At 44.7% G+C, this 18,857-nt stretch carries 20 protein-coding genes and 2 tRNA genes; 8 read left to right on the forward strand and 14 right to left on the reverse strand.

The features are described 5' to 3' along the window. Positions 1–260: 260 nt before the first annotated feature. The 4 genes from EO93_RS08265 to EO93_RS08280 all read left to right on the forward strand — a co-directional run bounded on the left by EO93_RS08265 (position 261) and on the right by EO93_RS08280 (position 4,150). Entirely contained in the window at positions 261–1,088 is an 828-nt protein-coding gene (locus EO93_RS08265) for a ribonuclease H family protein (protein ID WP_048136221.1), read from the forward strand. Between the two features lie 130 nt (positions 1,089–1,218). Continuing rightward, entirely contained in the window at positions 1,219–1,902 is a 684-nt protein-coding gene (locus tag EO93_RS08270) for a queuosine precursor transporter (RefSeq protein WP_048136223.1), read from the forward strand. Positions 1,903–2,012: 110 nt separating this feature from the next. Beyond that, positions 2,013–2,666 (forward strand): hypothetical protein, encoded by a 654-nt coding sequence (locus EO93_RS08275; protein ID WP_048161989.1) that lies wholly within the window; start codon positions 2,013–2,015, stop codon positions 2,664–2,666. Between the two features lie 293 nt (positions 2,667–2,959). Beyond that, the gene (locus tag EO93_RS08280) at positions 2,960–4,150 is read left to right on the forward strand and encodes a pyridoxal phosphate-dependent aminotransferase (RefSeq protein ID WP_048136227.1); all 1,191 of its coding nucleotides are present in this window, start codon (positions 2,960–2,962) and stop codon (positions 4,148–4,150) included. A gap of 122 nt (positions 4,151–4,272) precedes the next feature. Here EO93_RS08280 and EO93_RS08285 read toward each other — a convergent pair whose 3' ends face one another. The 14 genes from EO93_RS08285 to priS form a co-directional block, all read right to left on the reverse strand. Further along, on the reverse strand, positions 4,273–5,154 hold the full coding sequence (locus EO93_RS08285) for a PEGA domain-containing protein (RefSeq protein ID WP_342764198.1): 882 nt from the start codon (positions 5,152–5,154) through the stop codon (positions 4,273–4,275). A gap of 252 nt (positions 5,155–5,406) precedes the next feature. Next, a tRNA-Trp gene (locus EO93_RS08295) sits at positions 5,407–5,599 on the reverse strand. Positions 5,600–5,695: 96 nt separating this feature from the next. Further along, positions 5,696–5,845 (reverse strand): hypothetical protein, encoded by a 150-nt coding sequence (locus tag EO93_RS17385; protein WP_156161268.1) that lies wholly within the window; start codon positions 5,843–5,845, stop codon positions 5,696–5,698. 322 nt (positions 5,846–6,167) lie between these two features. Then, positions 6,168–6,659, reverse strand: coding sequence for a rubrerythrin family protein (locus tag EO93_RS08300; protein ID WP_048136233.1), 492 nt, complete (start codon positions 6,657–6,659; stop codon positions 6,168–6,170). A 533-nt stretch (positions 6,660–7,192) separates the two neighbouring features. Next, positions 7,193–7,276, reverse strand: a tRNA-Ser gene (locus EO93_RS08305). Positions 7,277–7,491: 215 nt separating this feature from the next. After that, entirely contained in the window at positions 7,492–8,895 is a 1,404-nt protein-coding gene (locus tag EO93_RS08310) for a TIGR00375 family protein (RefSeq protein ID WP_048161994.1), read from the reverse strand. A 113-nt stretch (positions 8,896–9,008) separates the two neighbouring features. Continuing rightward, positions 9,009–9,779 carry a proteasome assembly chaperone family protein gene (locus tag EO93_RS08315; RefSeq protein ID WP_048161995.1) on the reverse strand — a complete coding sequence of 257 codons (771 nt, stop codon included), beginning with the start codon at positions 9,777–9,779 and terminating at the stop codon, positions 9,009–9,011. A 9-nt stretch (positions 9,780–9,788) separates the two neighbouring features. Then, positions 9,789–9,944: an RNA-protein complex protein Nop10 gene (locus EO93_RS16830; RefSeq protein WP_082098461.1), complete on the reverse strand. Its 156-nt coding sequence runs from the start codon at positions 9,942–9,944 to the stop codon at positions 9,789–9,791. Positions 9,945–9,950: 6 nt separating this feature from the next. After that, the gene (locus tag EO93_RS08320) at positions 9,951–10,763 is read right to left on the reverse strand and encodes a translation initiation factor IF-2 subunit alpha (protein WP_048141461.1); all 813 of its coding nucleotides are present in this window, start codon (positions 10,761–10,763) and stop codon (positions 9,951–9,953) included. Positions 10,764–10,837: 74 nt separating this feature from the next. Continuing rightward, positions 10,838–11,026 carry a 30S ribosomal protein S27e gene (locus tag EO93_RS08325; RefSeq protein WP_048124561.1) on the reverse strand — a complete coding sequence of 63 codons (189 nt, stop codon included), beginning with the start codon at positions 11,024–11,026 and terminating at the stop codon, positions 10,838–10,840. A 6-nt stretch (positions 11,027–11,032) separates the two neighbouring features. Beyond that, positions 11,033–11,311, reverse strand: a complete 279-nt coding sequence (locus EO93_RS08330; RefSeq protein ID WP_048136241.1) for a 50S ribosomal protein L44e — start codon at positions 11,309–11,311, stop codon at positions 11,033–11,035. 243 nt (positions 11,312–11,554) lie between these two features. Then, entirely contained in the window at positions 11,555–11,692 is a 138-nt protein-coding gene (locus EO93_RS17390) for a hypothetical protein (RefSeq protein WP_156161269.1), read from the reverse strand. A gap of 11 nt (positions 11,693–11,703) precedes the next feature. Next, positions 11,704–12,429, reverse strand: coding sequence for a hypothetical protein (locus tag EO93_RS08335; RefSeq protein WP_048136243.1), 726 nt, complete (start codon positions 12,427–12,429; stop codon positions 11,704–11,706). Next, a complete protein-coding gene (gene priS, locus EO93_RS08340) occupies positions 12,395–13,639 on the reverse strand; it encodes a DNA primase catalytic subunit PriS (protein WP_048136245.1) in 1,245 nt (414 codons plus the stop codon). Before priS ends, EO93_RS08335 begins: the two co-directional genes overlap by 35 nt. Before the next feature lie 342 nt (positions 13,640–13,981). On the opposite strand from priS, the gene EO93_RS17395 reads away from it, so the two are divergent. The 4 genes from EO93_RS17395 (at position 13,982) to EO93_RS08355 (ending at position 18,721) form a co-directional block, all read left to right on the forward strand. Further along, on the forward strand, positions 13,982–14,119 hold the full coding sequence (locus EO93_RS17395) for a hypothetical protein (protein ID WP_156161270.1): 138 nt from the start codon (positions 13,982–13,984) through the stop codon (positions 14,117–14,119). A gap of 46 nt (positions 14,120–14,165) precedes the next feature. Beyond that, the gene (locus tag EO93_RS08345; RefSeq protein WP_048161996.1) at positions 14,166–15,017 is read left to right on the forward strand and encodes a formylglycine-generating enzyme family protein; all 852 of its coding nucleotides are present in this window, start codon (positions 14,166–14,168) and stop codon (positions 15,015–15,017) included. Between the two features lie 246 nt (positions 15,018–15,263). Further along, positions 15,264–17,672: a ribosome rescue protein RqcH gene (rqcH, locus tag EO93_RS08350; protein WP_048161999.1), complete on the forward strand. Its 2,409-nt coding sequence runs from the start codon at positions 15,264–15,266 to the stop codon at positions 17,670–17,672. Then, positions 17,669–18,721: an mRNA surveillance protein pelota gene (locus EO93_RS08355; RefSeq protein WP_048136250.1), complete on the forward strand. Its 1,053-nt coding sequence runs from the start codon at positions 17,669–17,671 to the stop codon at positions 18,719–18,721. The genes rqcH and EO93_RS08355 overlap by 4 nt, the downstream gene beginning before the upstream one ends. The last annotated feature ends 136 nt before the right edge of the window (positions 18,722–18,857 follow it).

Below are 18,857 nucleotides of genomic sequence, written 5' to 3' on the forward strand. Positions count from 1 at the left end.
TTATTATTATTATTATTATTCTCAAATCACTCTAAAGCCCTTTTCCTTTCTCCTTTATCACCAGAAAGGCTGAAAACCTTTTTCTCTCATTAACACACTATTTTCGTGAACTACTCCCAGCTAAAGCATAGGAACTTTCTCCCCTCTTTCTCATAAAAGCTCAATTCTCAATATCTGCAACTGTTACTATATATTTACTATGTTTCAATCATTCGGTTCGTTTACTACAAACTCCTCTTACTAGAAAGGTGAAACTAAAGATGCTTGAAGTCTACTGTGATTCGTCTTATAATGAAAGTGAAGACTCCTACCTCGGTTGCGTGGTGTTACGGGATGGCGGGCAGATCCACCAGTCAACAACTAAAGTCCCGGGTCATCCTCAGAATAATCTTGACTGTGAACTTGCAGCCCTCAATTTTGCCATATCCCTTGTCAGGATTTTTTCAAAAGGCGATGCCGAAATAATTGTTTATAATGATTCTACTGAAGCCGTAAGAGCTTTTCAGGGAAGGGCGCAGGAAGTAGAAAAGGAGTTTTCAGGGTCCAGAGTTAGCTTTGAATATATTCCCCGCGAGAAGACGAACCAGGCAGCCGCAGACAGCCTGTCTAAAAAGTTTCCTGTTTTTTTCTCGAGTATATCCACGTCTGATGTGGAATCTTTTTCGAGGCGGGAAGACGTTCTTTCAGATATTGCCAGGAATGGACGCAATGTTTTTTATCTGGAAAAAGTTCCGGAAATGTCCACAAACAAAAAAACCTGCTACAGGCTGATAGTCCGCACAATTGAAAAGATCCTTTCCGATGACCTTGTTTATCCGGTAAAAAAAGGAGGTCCTGGCACTCAGGTAAAGGCTGCGGAAGAGATTCGAAAAGACCTTTCAAACCCTGAGGTCCTTTCTTCCCTGAAATCAAAGGGAGTAAGGCTTGAAAACTCCTATTTCCTGCTCACGGACGAAACCTGGGGGCTTCGGGGTACGGACAGTCAGGCTTACTCAATTCTGCCTTCTTCCATCCCCCATAAGATAATATGTGATGAAGTAGACAGGTCGCCTCAAAACCTCTTCAGAAGAGCAGAACGTTTCAGGTAATTTCCCGGAATCTAACAGGCCACTGCTTAAATTCCCTCTTTAAGGGACCAAATGCCGGTGTTGAAGATGTTAAAGTATTCAGTTTATAATGTTATCCAACCCTTAAACCCAACTTAAACCCTGAGAATTCATGAAACCCATAGATTACAAGATACAGCTTTTGCTAACAGTTTTCGTCAGCTCTCTACTCCTTGGAAACCTTCTCGGGAGCAAGCTAATTGAGATATTCGGGGTCGTAACCTCGGTAGGTTTTTTCGCATATCCGGTTACTTTCCTTATTACGGACATGGTAGAAGAAGTTAAAGGAAGGGAAGTGACAAAGGTTTTCTTACATGCAGGTTTTCTTTCACTCTGTATTGCATCCATTTTCGTGTTCATAAGTACTGGTCTGGCACCATCTCATTTGTACCCGAATAATGAGGCTTATAATAGCGTTTTTTCAAATTCCATGAGAGTTATACTGGCAAGCATGATCGCTTTTGTTATAAGCCAGCACCATGACCTGTGGGCCTTTAATTTCTGGAAGCAGAAGACAAATGGCAGGTATCTCTGGCTCAGAAACAATCTTTCAACAATTGTTTCCCAGCTGCTCGACTCCATCGTTTTCACGTTTATTGCTTTCTATCATGTAACTCCCGAACTGGGGGTAGTTTCAGTTTTTTATATGATTTTGCCTGTCTGGATCCTTAAAGTGATGTTTGCTCTCCTTGATACCCCCTTTGTATATCTTGGAGTCCGGTGGCTTGCTTCTGGAAACATAAACGATGTCCCCTATCCCGGGGAAAGCGGGGAAGCAGGTCCGGTTAAAGGTTAAAACAGGTTCAGTTCCTGAAATCAGGTCCTATCCGGGAGTGGATCGGGAATCTTTTTTAGGGACTTACATACCAATGCTTATGGGCATCTCCGTCCTATACATTAACGGGGGTGCTAATTACGGTAGAACATTCTGAGACCGAAATACGGCAGGTTAAGGCTGAAATCCCGAGTAATGCGAAAAGTTCAGAAACCGATTTCGAAAGAAAGGCTGAAGAACAGGGGAAATCAGGTGCAGAGGCTGGTACTCAATACACAGGAGTTCCCTCCGAAGACTTCTGTATCTCCTGCCTGAAGATGCCTGAAGAACAGCGTAATGCCATTATTCTGGAAATCCAGCAGGTAGCTGAAAGGATTCTGAAAGCCCATGGAGTTATCAAAGAACCTGAAGACCTTCTAAAGGGGGAATGGTTTCTCAAACTTCAGAAACCGGGGTTTGAAAAGAAACTGGTTCTTGCAAAGTCCGGTGAAGAGGTCTTTATAGGTTTTTATATCTATCCGGAAGAGGCTCCTGTGCCTGATCCTAACTTTGTTTTACTTTCTCAATACGGACTCTGGTACCCGCAAAGAATAGAGGAAAAATTTGAAGAAACTGTCGCCTCTTTCTTTACGGGAGCTTATGGGGACTACGATTTCCTCAATATTGTCCCTGAAAACGTTGTAATATTCCAGACCTTTCAGCGTGATTTTGCAAAAATGCTTGAAGATCAGGGCTGGGCTGGGTCGGATGTGGAGGTAGTTGATAAAATTATGCCGAAAGATTAAGTTTCTGCGAACTGCCCCCCTCCCGAATCCTTTCGCCTGAAGGCCCAGAGGTTTGAGGAAGGGGTCTTCCCGCCTTAGACAGATAAAATCTACCTGATTCAGAGAGTTAACTTTTTTCTTGTTAAACTCATTCCGGGATTAATTTTTCTTTTATGTCCCTCAGTTTTGACTCTTTGTTTTTCCCACAGAATATTTAAATATTGAAAGCATACGCAGTTTCAGGTACATACTCAGTGATATTACTTGCTTTTACCTTGTGGCTTTTATATTAATCGCTTTTCAGAAGGTCTTTTATGTTTTCGATAAATTCCGATTGCATCTTATCAAAAAAATCAGAAGATATCCCTCCTTTCTATGTGATGGAAGTACTGGAAAGTGCCAAGGCTCTGGAAGCTCAGGGCAGGCATATAATCCATCTTGAGGTCGGAGAGCCTGATTTCCCTACTGCTCCCCATATCTGCGAGGCTGCCTGTGCTGCGATTGGTAGGGGATTTACAAAGTACACTCACAGCCAGGGACTCCCTGCTCTCAGAGAGGCAATAGTTGAGTCTTATCATCAGAAGTTTGGAGTTGACCTGGACCCGAATCAGGTTATTGTTACTTCCGGGACAAGCCCTGGTCTCCTGATTGTTTTTATGGCTCTGCTTGAAAAGAGGGATGAAGTAATTATGTCGAACCCTCACTACGCCTGCTATCCAAATTTCGTAAAGTATCTGGGCGGGACCCCTGTTTTTGTCTATACGAGCGAGACAAACGGCTTTGTCCTTGAACCCGAAACAGTAAGGCAGTGCCTGAGTCCGAATACCAAAGCCATCCTCATTAACAGTCCTTCAAATCCCGGAGGGCATGTTATGTCTCCTGAAAGTTTGCAGGGCCTTGCCGCAATAGCAGATGAAAAAGGAATTCCTATCGTTTCGGACGAAATCTACCAGGGCCTGATCTACAGCGGAGAAGAACACAGCATCCTGGAATATACGAAAAATGCCTTTGTCCTTAACGGCTTTTCCAAACTTTATGCAATGACCGGCTGGAGACTTGGCTATATTATCTGCCCCCCTGATTGTATACGCGCGATTCAGAAAATTCACCAGAATTTCTTTATCTGCGCTAACTCCTTTGTCCAGGAGGCAGGCATTGCAGCCCTGAAAGGTCCTCAGGAACACGTTACTGAGATGGTCCAGACCTACAATATACGTCGCCAGTACATGCTTAAAAGGCTTCTCGGCATGGGCCTTGAAGTGCGCAAAGAGCCAATGGGGGCTTTTTATGTCCTCGCTGATGCCCGCAAGTTCTGCAGTGATTCTCTTAAATTGAGCCGCAGGATTCTCAATGAGGCAGGTGTGGCAGTAACTCCCGGCATAGACTTCGGAAACGGGGCAGAAGGCTACCTGCGTTTTTCCTACGCTAACAGCCTTGAAAACATTGCAGAAGGCATGGACCGTCTGGAGGCTTTTCTGGAAAAAGAATTTGAAGGTGAAGGATGAAGGTGAAGGATGAAGGATGAAAACTTCCAGAATCCGTAAGCAGTCAGCTTCTGCCTATCAATTATTCTAATTAATTATTCTAATCAATTTTTCTAATCAACCTCCCTGATAATCATTTTTAATCAGACTTTCTTTTTCTTTTTTACTGTGTATTCAAAATTTTGTTCCGTAAAATTTTCCATTTCTACCAGATCATCAGGAACTGATGATTTCTCTTGCAGTTTTTCATCTCTTTTCCCTGATCCCCTCTGAAACTTTTCGAGTGCCCTGCCGCCTGCCGAAACTTTTCTCGGGAATTTAAACTTTAACTTTTCGGGGTTTCTTTTTATAATAATACCTGCAGCCAGCAGAACCAGGGTTGCAGCAAAGTAGGTAAAGAGATTGAGGTGGAGTTTTTCCTCCATCACAGGTGCTGTCTCTCCGGAGGCATTGATCTCTTTTGAAACCGTGCTGTATCCTGTCTTCTTTATAGCCAGTTTATGCTGCCCTTCGCCTGCATGAAATACGACCGGAGTTATTCCTTTGTACTTCCCGTCAAGGTAGACATTTGCTCCGGAGGGGCTTGAAGAAATGCTGTATACCCTCTCGTTTACACGGAGCTTTTTTGAGATTGAGGCAGTTTTCCCGGCTTTAACAAGCACCCTCTCAAAGACATCGTCATACCCTTCCTGCGTTAGCATCACCTCATAAAAATCGGGCGGTACTTTCTCTATGAGAGCCGGGGTTTTTCCCACGAGCTTTTCGTTTATATAAATCTCAGAGCCGTTTGGAATTGTTATGATTTCAATTTTCCCTAAATTCCCTTTTTCGGCTGCGGCTGGATTTTCAGCCTCTTCAGTCTCTTCAACTGTGGAATTGCCCTGCCCGGAGTCTGCGGTAGATATGTCCGCAAATACAGGGCTGACGGCTAAAGTAAGTATCAGGAAGGAAAATACTATGCAGGTCAGGATTTTCCTGAAGTCTTTCGGTTTAACCCCTCGTTTAAGATCAGGTTTAATTTTTATAAGGAATCCCTTCGTTTTGAATGATGGGTCTTTTTTTCAAGTAACTGATATTTATAACTCCTCATTCTCATTTCCGGGATTGAACTGAATCCAAAAGAGGATATTATCAAAAAAGAGGTCTATATCGAGAGTATCGATACTGGAATTAGAAAGTAATCATACAAAGATGAGAATGTTTTCCTGAAAATCGAAATTAAAGAAAATTAAAGAAAATTAAAGAAAATTAAAGAAAATTAAAGAAAATAATAAAGGTGGGGCTGGTGAGATTCGAACTCACGATCGACGGGTATCTCCGAACAACTGCTTTCACAGTTTTTCTGGTGAGCATCTATCAGTGCTCCAACGGTTCCTCATTGTCCTGCCCCGTCGGGAAAGACTCGGTAGACCCGTTGTTCATCATTTATCCGCTGGAGCCCATCGCCATGCCGGGCTAGGCCACAGCCCCTTAATGAAGACTAACAAGGATACTGACATATCCTTTCTCTTTTAAATAGTTAACGGCAAGAAACATGGTTTTTGAGAACATATTTCTATTTCTTCCTCAGTACATAAACAGAAAATAGATTATTCCTGCAAGGATTGCGAGCACAAATATCGCAAATGATACGTAACCAAGCAGGCGAACTGCGAAGTCATATGCACTTACCTCACCTGTCCATTTGCCTGTTCTGCGACGATCGAAGTATTTCATCAATTTCTTGTTTAATTTCAAAAAATTCAGGGCTCCCTTTTAAATTTTGTTCTATATCAGGGGTTTTGCAAATAAAGTTGTTTATCTGAATCCCTGAGGTTTCGGGAAGTATAATTGCATAAAAGCCAAAGAATCAAAGGAACGCGGGAATCGAATTCCTTATTTGCTTGATGCCCTTATGAAAACGAAAGAAGGTTAATAATGGCTTCAATCTGTTTTTAAAGCCATGCTAGCAAAAAAGTAAATGGAGAGCTTTTTTCTTATCTGTTAGCTCTCGATGGATTTCCCTGACCGTCTGAAATGTTGTTGTCTTAATTGGTTTTCAGTCAATTTTATTGAATTTGGATGCAGGTGCCCCACAGATTGGACAGTTCCCTTCAGGTTCACCTTCCATAGTATGTCCGCAGACCCCGCAGACGTAATAATCAACCTCTTTATTATTCCCTATTTCTTCCAGGGCTTTTTCATATAGTCTGGCATGGACCTTTTCTACTTTATTTGCCACTTCAAAGCTCCAGAGAGCCCTGTTATCCCCTTCGGTCTTTGCCTCCTCTATAAACGTGGGGTACATTGTTTCAAATTCGTATGTTTCGCCGTTAACGGCCTCTTTCAGGTTATCCATTGTAGTTCCAATCCCGCCCATACGCTGGAGGTGATTGAAAGCATGGACTGTTTCCGCAGCAGCAGCGGCTCTAAAGAGTTTGGCTATCTGATGATACCCTTCCTCGTCTGCTTTCTTCGCAAAGGCCAGGTATGTCCTGTTCGCCATTGATTCGCCAGTAAATGCAGCCTTAAGGTTGTCTTTGGAACTCATGCATATCTCCCCTTAATTTGAAATCTTTTTTTCACCCTATTTACTGGGGGCATATCTATTATTCTTAACGCCCATAAGAACAGTGAGCTTCGCTCACTAAAGTGGACTAAAGGAGTGAATTACAAGAATTTCTTCCCCATACAACGTCATTAGTTGTATTGTGTCTTTTTCACGCTCGACGCAGGAGAGCGGTCTTTCCAACAAAAAAGAAGAGAAGGAAGAAAATAATAGCAAGAAATTAAAAGTGACATAAAAATGTAAATATTAATAGTGTTGGAAAAACCCGGTACTCACTTCTTTTTTTGTAGGGCTGCAGGCAAGCTGGAGGAAGCGTTTATACCTACATTCTTGAAAAATGGTTCCTGAGTTAGGAAATTATTTATTCTGGCTGGCAGGCCGGCTCAGGCTCCGTGCAGCACAGGGGGAGAAAACTGACCGATTTCCTCGGGGGTTCCGGAATGGATTAACAAATTAATCAGGCAACACCTGTTTTTCTAAAAAGAGGTTTTAATAAGGTTTTAATAAGAGGGTCACGCCCAGGGCAGGATTCGAACCTGCGCTCTCCCAAAGAAGAAACGGTTTTCGAGACCGTCGCCCTACCGCTAGACTACCTGGGCATTTTGCTTTAAGAACGTTTTAGGTTAGCTTAAACGTTAGATTAATGTAACGTTAACTTAAATGTAATGTCAGCTTAAATGTTAAACGTTAGCTTAAACGTTGGATAGATTTTAAATAATGAGGACGTTTCCGGGCAGTACCCGACGTTTTTGGTGCAGAGTTAAGTGAATAGACTTTCTATCTTATATATTTTATTCTCAGCGGCTCTCGGATTTTAAAAATCAAAAAGTGATCTCTGACCTGCAGGTTTTTCCGGCCTCTCTTTCTCTGGCCATTCTGTTCCCACTCCTGCTGTCTTTTCTTCCTCAGTTTCGACTGTTTCTACGGAGCTTTTTCTCGCAAGGTCAGAAAATGAAATCTGAGTTCTGGACTTTCCGATCTCTCTTTTTGTTATTTTTGAGGCTTTTTTCTTTTCCTCGGCACCTTTTTCTGCAGGTCCGGGTTTTTCTGCTTTCAGGTGGCCTGGCAGTTCGAGCCAGCCGTACTGGCCGCCTCCGCCGGGGTGGATTATAACATCGCCCTTCCTGAAGGCGAGAATTGCGTTTACTATCCTGTCATCCACTATTTTCAGGGCTTCCGGTTCTGCATAGATAAGGGCTTCAACCTCGTTTCCGAAATGCCCGACAATGGTCTCCCAGGCAGTCTTTACGCCTTTTGTCTGGACGCTTGCGTGGCCGAGTGACATCTGTATGATCTCTGCAAGAGGGATCAGGTGAAGATAAGGAGGTCGGTGATCAGGATGCTCGGGTTTTTCAAAATCCGCAAGTTCGTTGACCCGGTCAGCCACTCCTTTTTTTATAATGCCTCTGCATATCGGACAGCGCCATCTTCTAGCTTCGGCTTCCGGCAGCGGATACTGAGTAAAGCACTTGACGCAGGCAGACCGGTTGTACTTTCCTTCTTCAGGGAAAAAACCGACGTTCAGAGTAGCTCCGTATCCCTGCTTCCTGAGAATTGCTTTCTTGATGCCTTCAAAAGTAATGTCAGGAACATTGAACTGAGTAAATTCCCTTGCCAGTTTGTTGGTAGAAGGGGAATGGGCATCAGAGTTCGTAAGGAAGGTCAGTCGGTGCAGTTCCTCAATCCTGTCTGCGTAATTACTGTCTGCACTCAGGCCAAGTTCAACAAAAGAGACATATTCTGTCATATCCCCATAGCAGCTTTCCAGGCTGTCATGGTAGCCATAAAGAGCAGTCCATGGTGTGAAAGCATGACAGGGACCAATAAGAGCTCCAAGATCTTTTGCAATCTCTGCAATTTCACAGCCATCCAGCTTAACTGATGGGCGCCCATCTGCTTCAAGGTTTCCGAAAGGGGCAATTCTTTCTGCCAGCTCTTCGGCTTTTGAAATAGAAGGTAAAATCAGGAGGTGGTGTACCCGGTCGATATCCTCGACCTCGGTAGTGGGTATAAAAAATATATTTCCTATTCGGATTTCTTCGTCTGAAATAGCTGCTTTTTTTATCTCTTCCAGCCACTTCGGATGAGTGCAGTCCCCTGTACCGATAAGCTCCATCCCTTTTCTCGAAGCTTCACTAGCAATTGTGGGTAGTTCCATCTTCCCCGAACACGCCATCGAGTACTTTGAGTGGAGATGGAGGTCTGCATTGACTTTCATTTCCGAACCTTTCGCCAGAATCGTTTTTAACTTTCAGGTTCCTTAACTATGTATTTCTCTATCCGGATTCTCTATCCGCGTATTCTCTACCTGGAACTTCCCTATCTATGTATTTATCCTATGTAGCGCAGGTCTTCTTCCGTGGGTTTAACTTCTGGGAAGTTCTGCTGCTCTTCTTTTTCTTTCAACTTTTCGAGGATACTTTCCATTTCCTCTGCTTTTTTCTTAAGGGAGTCTGTGTTTACCTCGATCCCGAACATATTACACAGCACTTTCAAAAGAGACTGGGCACTTTTGGGATCCATCAGGTATCCTGGCGTCATTCCCATAAGACAAGCAGCATCTATGCCCCTCATCCTGCTGAAAGCCACAAGCAGACCGGATGCTCCTACGATTCCCCCGCTTGGCTCCGATTCCCTGAACTCGACCCCGAATTTTTTAATCTCTTCGATCAGTTCCGTGCTGTTGGCAACCCCAAGGACTGTCTCTTCATAGGTGAGTTTGCCTGTCGGGTAGCCCCCGAGGGTGTATATTCTGGGTACTTTAAGTTCCTCTGCAATGTCCAGATAAAGAGAGCAGAGTTCGTAATGTCCCTGTGAAGTAGTGCTCTGGTGGTCCCCTACAAGAAATATAACATCAGTTTCGTTTACTTTCCCGTGGTATATGGTGTTGCTTACCGGACGGACAGTACAATCTTTATTGATAAGGACCTGGGGTGGAAAATGCGGAGAATAAACCTCCATAATCTTTTCAGCCTCAAGTTCATCTACCAGATGCTCTGCCACCAGCTTGCCAACAAGCCCTACTCCCGGAAGTCCTACTACCAGTATGGGGTTTTTGAGCTCAAGTTTTTCTTTCAGGCGGACAAGTGTACTTTGCTGCATAAAAATCCCTTATCCTTTCTTTGCCAGTCTTCGGTACTTGCCATAAGGGTCCTTAGGAGAAAAGCGAGCCGGGATCGCGGGTAAGACTTCTCCCCCGCAAGCCGGGCATTTTTCCCTTAAAGTGTACCTGCCGCAATTTTTGCATTTGCGGATCTTTTGTCCCAAAGGTTATCACGCCTTTGCTGATTCGATATGCCGTTTGAAAATCCCATGTCCGCCAAGTTTTGCAATAGTGTCTACTGCCGTCTGAGCGGATTTTTTAAGGACTGATTCGGCTTTCTTATAGTCAGGAGCTATTACCTTGATTCTATATCTCGGAGCCCCTGTGTAACTTACTTCGAGCTTTATATCTTCCCCATCAACATCACTGATGGAATTTGCAGCATGAAGGGCCTGTTTTATGACCTCTATGCCATTTGGAAGATTGCAGGTCAGATCCACATACCCTGCGATATCCACGAAGGGCAGTTTGATATTTTCTCCTGCGATTTTGATTATGCTCTGTAAGTATTTTTTGTTGACTTTGAGCCCTTTAAAGGCGCTTTCCCCTTCAACAGCTGCTTCTTCGAAGGCGGCGTATGCACTTCCAAACTCTTCTACAAGTTTTTCATGCAGAGCCTGCAGGCCAATTTCATCGCCCTCGCTCTCGGTCTCTTCGGCCACGAACTGGAGCCACTTGGTGGCTTTCTGCTCATTCTTCCAATCCTGGATCTTAGCCCGCCGCTGGTGCTCATTTACGTCTTTCAATGAAAGGTCGATGTGGCCTCGGGAAGGGTCCACGTTCAGAACCTTGCAGACAATCTTCTGCCCTTCCCTTACGTAGTCCCTGACGTACTTGACCCAGCCTGCTTTAATTTCGGAGATATGGATGAAACCTTCCCTTCCTCCGAATTCTTCAAGCTCGACGTAGGCTCCGAAATCAGTTACATTCTTCACCGTACAGACAACAAATTCTCCGATTTCAGGCCAGTTATCGTTTCCCATTCGTACCACTTCTCAATTTTTGTTCTCTAAATTATTCTATACTCTATTCCTGTTAAGTGCTTTCCCTGATACGGTTATTCAAGTACTTCCAGGATGTGAGTGGTAATTGTTGATTTTCCACCGGTTGGTTCGGCAAGGGTCCTTCCACAGACTACGCAGGTAATTTTACGGCTTGCGCTTCCGAATATGATCTGTTCGTTTTCGCAGTCGTTGCACTTTACGCGCAGGAACCTGCTTTTTGGTCGCTGGGTGTAGTCTATCATTTTATCTTACTCCTTGAACTCGAACTTCTTTGCCCTGAAACAGGGTCTCTGGTGGGCTTTCTTACATACGGTGCAGCGGTATCTGAGCCAGATGCGCTTTGTTGGCTTGTCGCCACCGGGCACCTTTGAGAACTTTCCGCTGTTTCCTATGCCTTGCTGTCTTTTCTTTTGCCTTGCAATGTGAGTCATTGATGAAGCTTGGCCCTTCTTGACCCTCTCTGCTACGTGTTCTTGGTGGGTCTTACAGAACGGGCAGTAAGTTCTGAACCTCTTTGGAATTTTCATTCTTTACACCTTTTTGATGATTATTGGTATTTTGTGCATATTCCGGCTTTTGCGGAAAAGCACTGTTAAATATACTTATTGAATATACGTATGGCGTTACGTATGGCGTTTAATTCCTGGGAATCTATTAATTTGGGAAGCGTTAATTGATAAGTTTGAAATCGTCTGAACCTCTTTTGTTTCGATATCCTGAGTGACGGTCTCCTATTGAAGACGAGGTCAGAGCACGCTAACAAGGTTAAGCTACACAGATATAGCTACACATATATATACTAATACTATTGCCTGAAGTGCTTTTCCTTCATAAGGCATGAATCCTTTGTTTACAGGGTCTCTGATATGCCTGTCCACAACTGTTTTTCTGGCTAAAATAAGCTGCATGTCTCAAGGAATCAGTTCTTTTCGGAATTCTTTTCTCCGGAGCCTTTCTCTCCGACAGCAATCAGTTTTGCTGCTTTCCGCTTTATCAACCCTGTTGCATTCAGTTGCGGCAAAACAACCACATTTTCGGCATTGACCGTATAGTTCCGGCCGTCCGCCCCTGTGAAGGTAGGCAGGTCCTTCAGTATTCGGACAACAACATATTCTTCGTTTATATTGTTTTTGCCCGACTCTGTCCCTGTGTTCTTCCCTTCGGCAGTCACAGTTATTCCCCTGCCTGTTTTTGCATCTACAATAACCGCGGCAGATGCCTGTCTTGCATCCCCTGTCCCGGGCCAGACCGGAATCTTCCCTGAATCGGGATAAAGAATGGGGCCTAAAAGCTCTACTTTTGCAGCTTCTATTCCCTGAAGCACAAGATCATAAAGCATTTTCTCTGCAGGAAGCAGCTTTTCGAGATCCTTTGAAATAGGTTTATCAGCGTTAGACTGGATCGTTGCCCGGGTAATGACCTTCCCTATCCTTTTCATAAAGATTGTCTCAAGGTCCGAAAGCGCTCTTTCATGCTCGTCATTAAGCATCTTTGATTCCGGAGAACGGGGATTATTAATCTTCCCTATCTCTTTCTCAAGCTCCCGGATGTATTTTTCAGCTTCCTGATAAAAATCAGCCTGAATCGTTTTCAATGTCTGGTTTTTTTCCTTATACAGTGTTTGGCTGATTTTTTCTATGTCCATACTCCGCAACACCTCTACAAATTAGATATACGGCTGCATACTCCGGAACTTCCTGTATGCCTTCTTCTATTCTTAAATCCTTGCCCTTCAGCTGTACTGAGAAAGGCTTTGAAACGGTTATTTTTGTTGGTTTGTCGCTGAAGATAACTGCATCATTGAGCGGATCAAACCTTTCCAGCTCGGAAAAAGCAAGCTTCTTAACCAGCATCCCGGACCCGCCGTGCAGGGACCCGGGTACGCGGATCAGGCGTTTGATGTCGGCAGTCACCGGTTCATCAACACTGGCTCCGAACCTGTTCAGGAAATCCTCAACTGATTCCTGCATAAAATATGCGGCAATCTCCTTAAAATTTCTTACGTCAAAGTCCAGCCTTCCTCTCTCCAGAATGTCCTTTAAGCCATTTTCGCTGTTCGTAATATTAATCAGCTTTTTTATTGTGGCATCCCCTACCTTCTCATGCTTGCGGAGTTCGGGAAACATATCTTTCTTGTACTTTTTTTCACACTCAGTCTTCATGTAGTCCGTAAGATAAAGCGCAATCCTCTTACCCCACCCGGAATCGTATCCAACAAGCGTGCACTTCATAGGCACGTTCTTAATCCCTTTAAATGCCTTTGAGCCTGTCCCGAAATCCCCATCCATTGCAACCTCCTTGAAAAAGTGCTTGAAATCAATGTCCCTTCCGCTCACATAATTCACGATTTCCCTTCTCTCTGAACTCCCGAGCTTCAGAACTTTCGGATTCGTAACGTGTAAATGATATCCCCTTCCTCCGGAAAAGACCAGCTCCATTTCCTGTTCTGAAACTCCAAAATCGTCTAACAGAAAATCTATGAGCTTAAGAGTCTCTTTCTTCACAAGCTCAAGCATATCAGCATAATTATTCGGGGCATTTGGCAGGTGGTCTGCATCAAGGTCAAAGATCAGTTCTGCCCCGAGCCAGTTTTTCTCATTCATCTTCTTTGCATCAGGGTATTCGTAGTAAGCCGTAGAATTGTAAACATGCGCAGGAACCATGCCGTAAAGGTAATCAAGAGCCTCTCCCGGAGAACCGAAAGACTTGTGCCGATGCATCATTTTTTCCGGCATATCATCGTAGAAGATGAAAGCCCATTCTCTATTAGGCAGGTGGTCAGGAAGAACTATTTCAGCGGTTTTATAATAGTTCTGAAAACAGGATTTCAAATAACGGGTGGTTCGGTGGTCCATGGTTTTTGGGAATTTGGGTTTTGAATCTTTTAGTTTGATTTTAGGTTTGGGGTTTCCTAAGATAGATTAACTCATATTTTACTTTTGTTTATATGAGTTTTTTTAAAACAGTTTTTTTATCCTCAATTTGTGTCCCGGTCAGAGGCTTCAAAGCCTGCTGGAAAACCACCAGTTCAGGATCACAGAAATAAACATCATTTCTGGAAGGAAAATCGGGACTTTAACAGGAACAACTGATTATTCGGATTTCCCGGTTCACTTGAATATAGAGTCGATTCGAATATAGAGTAGGTTCAAAGTAAATATTGTCAGCGGAAAGGACTCATTATAGGTTAAACTGGGATGGGATTTGCTCAGAAAGAAAAAGAGCTCATCTACAATGGAAATAAATTGGCTAAGAAATCCGGAAATGAATTTCCTGTTAATATATATAATATCTCTATAATTGTTCCTGTCAATGCCCGTGAAAAACCAGAATAACTATTGAAACCGATAACGAAATAAGAACTTTTGGGGGGAAGATCTTATGGGAAGCAAAAGTAACCTTAAAAATCACATTAACGCAGTTCTATGCCATCTGAAAAGGGGAGAAATTGAAGACTCATATGTTGTTGAAGACTCATATGTTGTTGAAGACTCATATGTCGTGGCAAAGTCTGGATACTCAGAAACTCCTGCAACCTTTGCCAGCTCCTCTACTGGTATGGAATTTGTACTGATCCCGCCCGGGGAATTTGATCTGGATTCACCTTCTGAAGAGAAAGACAGAGCAGATTCCGAATCCCCTGTCCATAAAGTAACAATTAAAATCCCTTTTTACATGGGTAGATCTTCGGTCACGCAAAGACAATGGAAAATGATAATGGGAAATAACCCTTCCCACTTCAAGGGTGAAGACCGACCAGTTGAGATGGTTTCCTGGAATGAGGTCCAGGAATTTGTTAAAAAACTGAATGCAACAGAAAGTACCGATAAGTACCGTTTACCTTCAGAAGCCGAATGGGAATACACCTGTAGGGCCGGTACACAAACAGGGTATTCTTTTGGTAACGATGAGTCAAAGCTTAAAGAGTATGCATGGTACGCTGAGAACTCAGGTCGTAAAACTCACTCAATTGGCCGGAAAAAACCGAATTCCTGGGGTCTTTATGACATGCATGGGAATGTCTGGGAATGGGTTCAGGATAAATGGCACGAAAACTACAAAGATTCTCCTTCAGGTGGATGTGTATGGGAAGCTGGAAATGGCTTCGATCGTGTCTCTCGTGGGGGCAGCTGGTACTGCGATATAGGGTTCTGCCGTTCGGCTGGCCGCTTCAGACGCGACCCTGAGAGTCGTTTCGGAAATCTTGGTTTTCGTCTTTTGAAGGAACTGTAACTTCATCTCTCTTTTTTCCTTGAGGGAGGCTGCACCGAAGATTCGAGACAAGATATGTTTAATACAGAATTTCCGTTTGCTCCGGTTCCAATATATCTTTTCTTCTTCCAATGTCTTTCTCAAAATTCCTGCAACGACTGCCGCCAACAATAAGTCCGCTTGAGCGTAGCGAAACGGACCGCGCACTGCAGAGCCGCAACTCTGCACAGGAAACCTTATACATGAATCCTCTATTATATCCACTTCATGAAACAGGATATGTCAAGTGCCGACGTTGCTGCAGTTGTTGCCGAGCTGTCAGGGGGTTCGAAGTCCATTCTTGATGCGAAGATCGGGAAGATCTACCAGCCTGCAAGTGGGGAAATCCGCATCAACCTTTACGTTTTTCATCAGGGTAGGGATAACCTGTTTATTGAGGCTGGGAAGCGTATCCATTTAAGTAAACACTTCAGGGAAAGCCCCACGCTTCCTCAGGCTTTTCCCATGCTCCTTCGAAAGTACCTGGCGGGGGGCAGGATCGTATCCGTGGAGCAGCACGACTTTGACAGGATCGTGAAGATCGGGATTGAGAGGGGAGGGATCAGAAACACCCTCATTGTGGAGCTGTTCGCTCGGGGAAACGTCCTGATTGTGGATTCCGAAAACAAGATTATCCTGCCAATGAACCCCGTGACTATGAAGGACCGCAGGCTGAGGAGTGGGGAGATTTATGAGCTTCCGGAGGCACAGTTGAGCCCTGTGGAGGCTAAGGTTTCGGACCTTATGGATGCGTTTTCGAAATCGACTGCTGATATTGTCCGGACCATTGCTACAAGATTCAACCTTGGGGGAGTCCTGGCAGAAGAAGCCTGTGCGCGTGCAGGAATTGATAAGGCTAAACCTGCAAAAGAAGCCATTGTAGAGGATGCTGAAAGGCTCCACGATGCGCTGCAGGACCTCTTTTCCCCGCTGTTCAGGGGCAGGACTGCAGGTAAAGGCGAGATAAAGGCTGAGCCAGAAACAGGTGCCGAAACTGCAACTGGAATTGAAACTGAAACTGGAGTTGAAACTGAAACCGGAGTTGAAACTGAATCAGAGGTTGAAATCGAATCCGGTAATGAAATAGAAGTTATAACTCAAGCAGAAAGTGAAACTCAGGTTCCGGGGCTCAGACCTCAGCATATAAAGAAGGAAATCAACGGGAAGATCGAAACCTTCGATGTGATGCCTTTTGACCTCACCCGCTATTCTGAATACGAAAAGGAATATTTTGATTCATTTAATACGGCACTTGACGAGTTTTTCGGGAAAAAGTCGCTGGAACAGGTTGCAGAGGTAAAGGAAGCCGAAAAGAAGGAGAAAACCCTTGGCGTTTACGAAAGGCGGCTTCTCCAGCAGGAAGAGAGCCTTGCAAAGTTCGAAAAAGAAATTGAGAAAAATAACCTTCTTGCAGAGATAGTTTACGCCAATTACCAGATTATCGAAGAGCTTTTTTCAGTACTCAACGGCGCAAGGGCAAAGGGCTATTCCTGGGATGAAATCCGTTCCATCCTGAAACAGGCCAAAAAGGCCATGCCTGCTGCACAAATGATTACAAATATTGATCAGAAGACCGGGACTGTAACTGTTGAGCTTGACGGCAAGAGCGTCAACCTTGATATCCGGAAGACCGTGCCCCAGAACGCCCAGGAATATTACGAGAAGGTCAAAAAGTTTACTAAAAAGAGGGAAGGGGCTCTCAAAGCCATTGAGGATACCAGAAAGGCTATGGCGAAAAAGGCTGCGGCAAAGGCTGCAAAGGCCGGGAGGAAGCTGCAGGCGTCCCGGAAAAAGCACTGGTACGACCGTTTCAGGTGGTTTGTATCCTCAGACGGTTTCCTGGTTGTAGGAGGCAGGGATGCCGACACTAACGAGGAAGTTTTCAAAAAATACATGGAAAAAAGAGATATCGTCTTCCATACACAGACCCCCGGTGCTCCTCTGACAGTTATTAAAACCGGAGGAGAGGAGGTTCCGGAATCCACTCTTCAGGAAGTTGCACAGTTTGCAGTTTCTTATTCGAGCCTCTGGAAAGCCGGGCAGTTCAGTGGGGACTGCTACTGGATTAAAGCTGAACAGGTAACAAAGACTCCGGAGTCCGGAGAGTACCTGAAAAAGGGGGCATTTGTTATCCGTGGAGAGCGCAATTACTTCAAAGATGTACCTCTTGGAGTTGCAGTCGGGCTTGAGCTGAAAGGCGAGACAAGGGTCATAGGCGGGCCTGCTTCTGCAGTCCGGAAGCATGGGGACTATATCCTTGAACTTACTCCGGGCAAATTCAATCAGAATGATATCTCGAAAAAAATCTACCGGATTTATGCGGACAAGCTCGGTGACCCTCGCTTTGTAAAGCAGATCGCATCCCCTGACCTGGTAGCTATGATGATCCCTGCCGGGGAGTCAAACCTCAGGACCCAGAAACCAGAAAGAAAAGGGCAGGGAATCGAGCCTGAAGGAGAAGAATACGGGACTTCCGAACTAGAGGCCGAATCTGAGGGCTATGAGGAAGAAACTGAAGATGAATTCGGAGACGAATCCGGAGAAGATATTGAAGTGGAAATTGAAACGGAGTCCGGAGAGGGAAGCGAAGAGGGAAGTGAAGGGGAAACTGAAATGCATGGAGTGACAAAGGTATGAGGGTTACGAACCGTTCTCTGAAAGGCAGGGAAGGGGAAATTGCCGTAACAGCCGAAACCCTCGATGATCTCTGGCATCTGAAATACATCATTGAAAAAGGCGATATGGTCTTTGCCCTTACCAAAAGGAAAGCAGATTCTGCAAGTGACAAACTTCGTCCTGAAAAAGTCGAGAAAGTAAAGGTCCGGCTCGGGATCAGGGTTGAGGAAATGGAATTCCATAAATTCGCGAACCGGCTGCGAATACACGGCCCGATAGAGCAGGGGATGGACACCGGCTCCTATCACACTCTTAATGTCGAAATAGGGACAAATATTTCCATTGTCAAGGAGCACTGGAAAAATGACCAGCTCCAGCGCATCCAGGACGCCGAAGAGGCCGGAAAACGCCCTAAAGTTGTTCTTGTAGCAGTCGAAGAGGGCGATGCGGACATTGGTTTTGTGCGCCACTACGGAATTGAGATCTACTCCCATATCCGGCAGTCATCCGGGAAGCGAGAGACTGGGCTCAGGAATGAGTTTTTCAGGGAACTTGTTGAACAGCTCAGGCATGCGGTTCCCGAAGACGCCTCTATAGTGATTGCAGGCCCCGGGTTTACCAAAGAAGATTTCCTGAAATATTTCCATGATGTCGAGCCTGATATGGCTTCAAAGGCGCTGACTGAAGACACTTCAATGATCGGGATGTCCGGCTTTCAGGAAGTGCTCCGCAGAGGAGCTGTGGACCGAATCATGCAGGAGTCCCGTATAGCCCGGGAATCCTCTCTCATGGAAGACCTCATCAGGGAGATCTCAATGGACGGTAAAGCCGCTTATGGTTTTGCGGATGTTAAAAATGCTCTTGGATACGGGGCTGTCGAAACCCTGCTCATTGCTGACGAAACCCTGCGGGAAGGGCGGGAAAAAGGGGAAGATATCGACAAACTCCTTATGGAGGTTGAGCAGGCGCAGGGAAAGGTTGTTGTATTCAGCACGACCTTTGAGCCCGGGGAAAAGCTTCACAAACTGGGAGGAATTGCAGCTCTGCTCCGCTTCAGAGTAAGGGGCTGAGCCGATACTGAATCTGTGGTTGCAACTCTTTAACTCTTCATACCTATTTGCTTAATTTTTTACCCCTCTTCTTAATTTTGCTTTTGCTTTTTTATTATTATGCCTTATGTCCTCGGTTTCCTGACAAACTGAAGCT

Origin of the sequence: Methanosarcina sp. 1.H.A.2.2 (assembly GCF_000979975.1) — an archaeon.
Lineage (GTDB): Archaea > Halobacteriota > Methanosarcinia > Methanosarcinales > Methanosarcinaceae > Methanosarcina.

What these genes read in the sequence shown, in the direction of transcription:
- EO93_RS08265 (WP_048136221.1), top strand. Translation starts at nt 261, where the DNA reads ATGCTTGAAGTCTACTGTGATTCGTCTTATAATGAAAGTGAAGACTCC.
- EO93_RS08270 (WP_048136223.1), top strand. Translation starts at nt 1,219, where the DNA reads ATGAAACCCATAGATTACAAGATACAGCTTTTGCTAACAGTTTTCGTC.
- EO93_RS08280 (WP_048136227.1), top strand. Translation starts at nt 2,960, where the DNA reads ATGTTTTCGATAAATTCCGATTGCATCTTATCAAAAAAATCAGAAGAT.
- EO93_RS17385 (WP_156161268.1), bottom strand. Translation starts at nt 5,845, where the DNA reads ATGAAATACTTCGATCGTCGCAGAACAGGCAAATGGACAGGTGAGGTA.
- EO93_RS08300 (WP_048136233.1), bottom strand. Translation starts at nt 6,659, where the DNA reads ATGAGTTCCAAAGACAACCTTAAGGCTGCATTTACTGGCGAATCAATG.
- EO93_RS08310 (WP_048161994.1), bottom strand. Translation starts at nt 8,895, where the DNA reads ATGAAAGTCAATGCAGACCTCCATCTCCACTCAAAGTACTCGATGGCG.
- EO93_RS08315 (WP_048161995.1), bottom strand. Translation starts at nt 9,779, where the DNA reads ATGCAGCAAAGTACACTTGTCCGCCTGAAAGAAAAACTTGAGCTCAAA.
- EO93_RS08320 (WP_048141461.1), bottom strand. Translation starts at nt 10,763, where the DNA reads ATGGGAAACGATAACTGGCCTGAAATCGGAGAATTTGTTGTCTGTACG.
- EO93_RS08325 (WP_048124561.1), bottom strand. Translation starts at nt 11,026, where the DNA reads ATGATAGACTACACCCAGCGACCAAAAAGCAGGTTCCTGCGCGTAAAG.
- EO93_RS08330 (WP_048136241.1), bottom strand. Translation starts at nt 11,311, where the DNA reads ATGAAAATTCCAAAGAGGTTCAGAACTTACTGCCCGTTCTGTAAGACC.
- EO93_RS17390 (WP_156161269.1), bottom strand. Translation starts at nt 11,692, where the DNA reads ATGCAGCTTATTTTAGCCAGAAAAACAGTTGTGGACAGGCATATCAGA.
- EO93_RS08335 (WP_048136243.1), bottom strand. Translation starts at nt 12,429, where the DNA reads ATGGACATAGAAAAAATCAGCCAAACACTGTATAAGGAAAAAAACCAG.
- priS (WP_048136245.1), bottom strand. Translation starts at nt 13,639, where the DNA reads ATGGACCACCGAACCACCCGTTATTTGAAATCCTGTTTTCAGAACTAT.
- EO93_RS17395 (WP_156161270.1), top strand. Translation starts at nt 13,982, where the DNA reads ATGGGATTTGCTCAGAAAGAAAAAGAGCTCATCTACAATGGAAATAAA.
- EO93_RS08345 (WP_048161996.1), top strand. Translation starts at nt 14,166, where the DNA reads ATGGGAAGCAAAAGTAACCTTAAAAATCACATTAACGCAGTTCTATGC.
- rqcH (WP_048161999.1), top strand. Translation starts at nt 15,264, where the DNA reads ATGAAACAGGATATGTCAAGTGCCGACGTTGCTGCAGTTGTTGCCGAG.
- EO93_RS08355 (WP_048136250.1), top strand. Translation starts at nt 17,669, where the DNA reads ATGAGGGTTACGAACCGTTCTCTGAAAGGCAGGGAAGGGGAAATTGCC.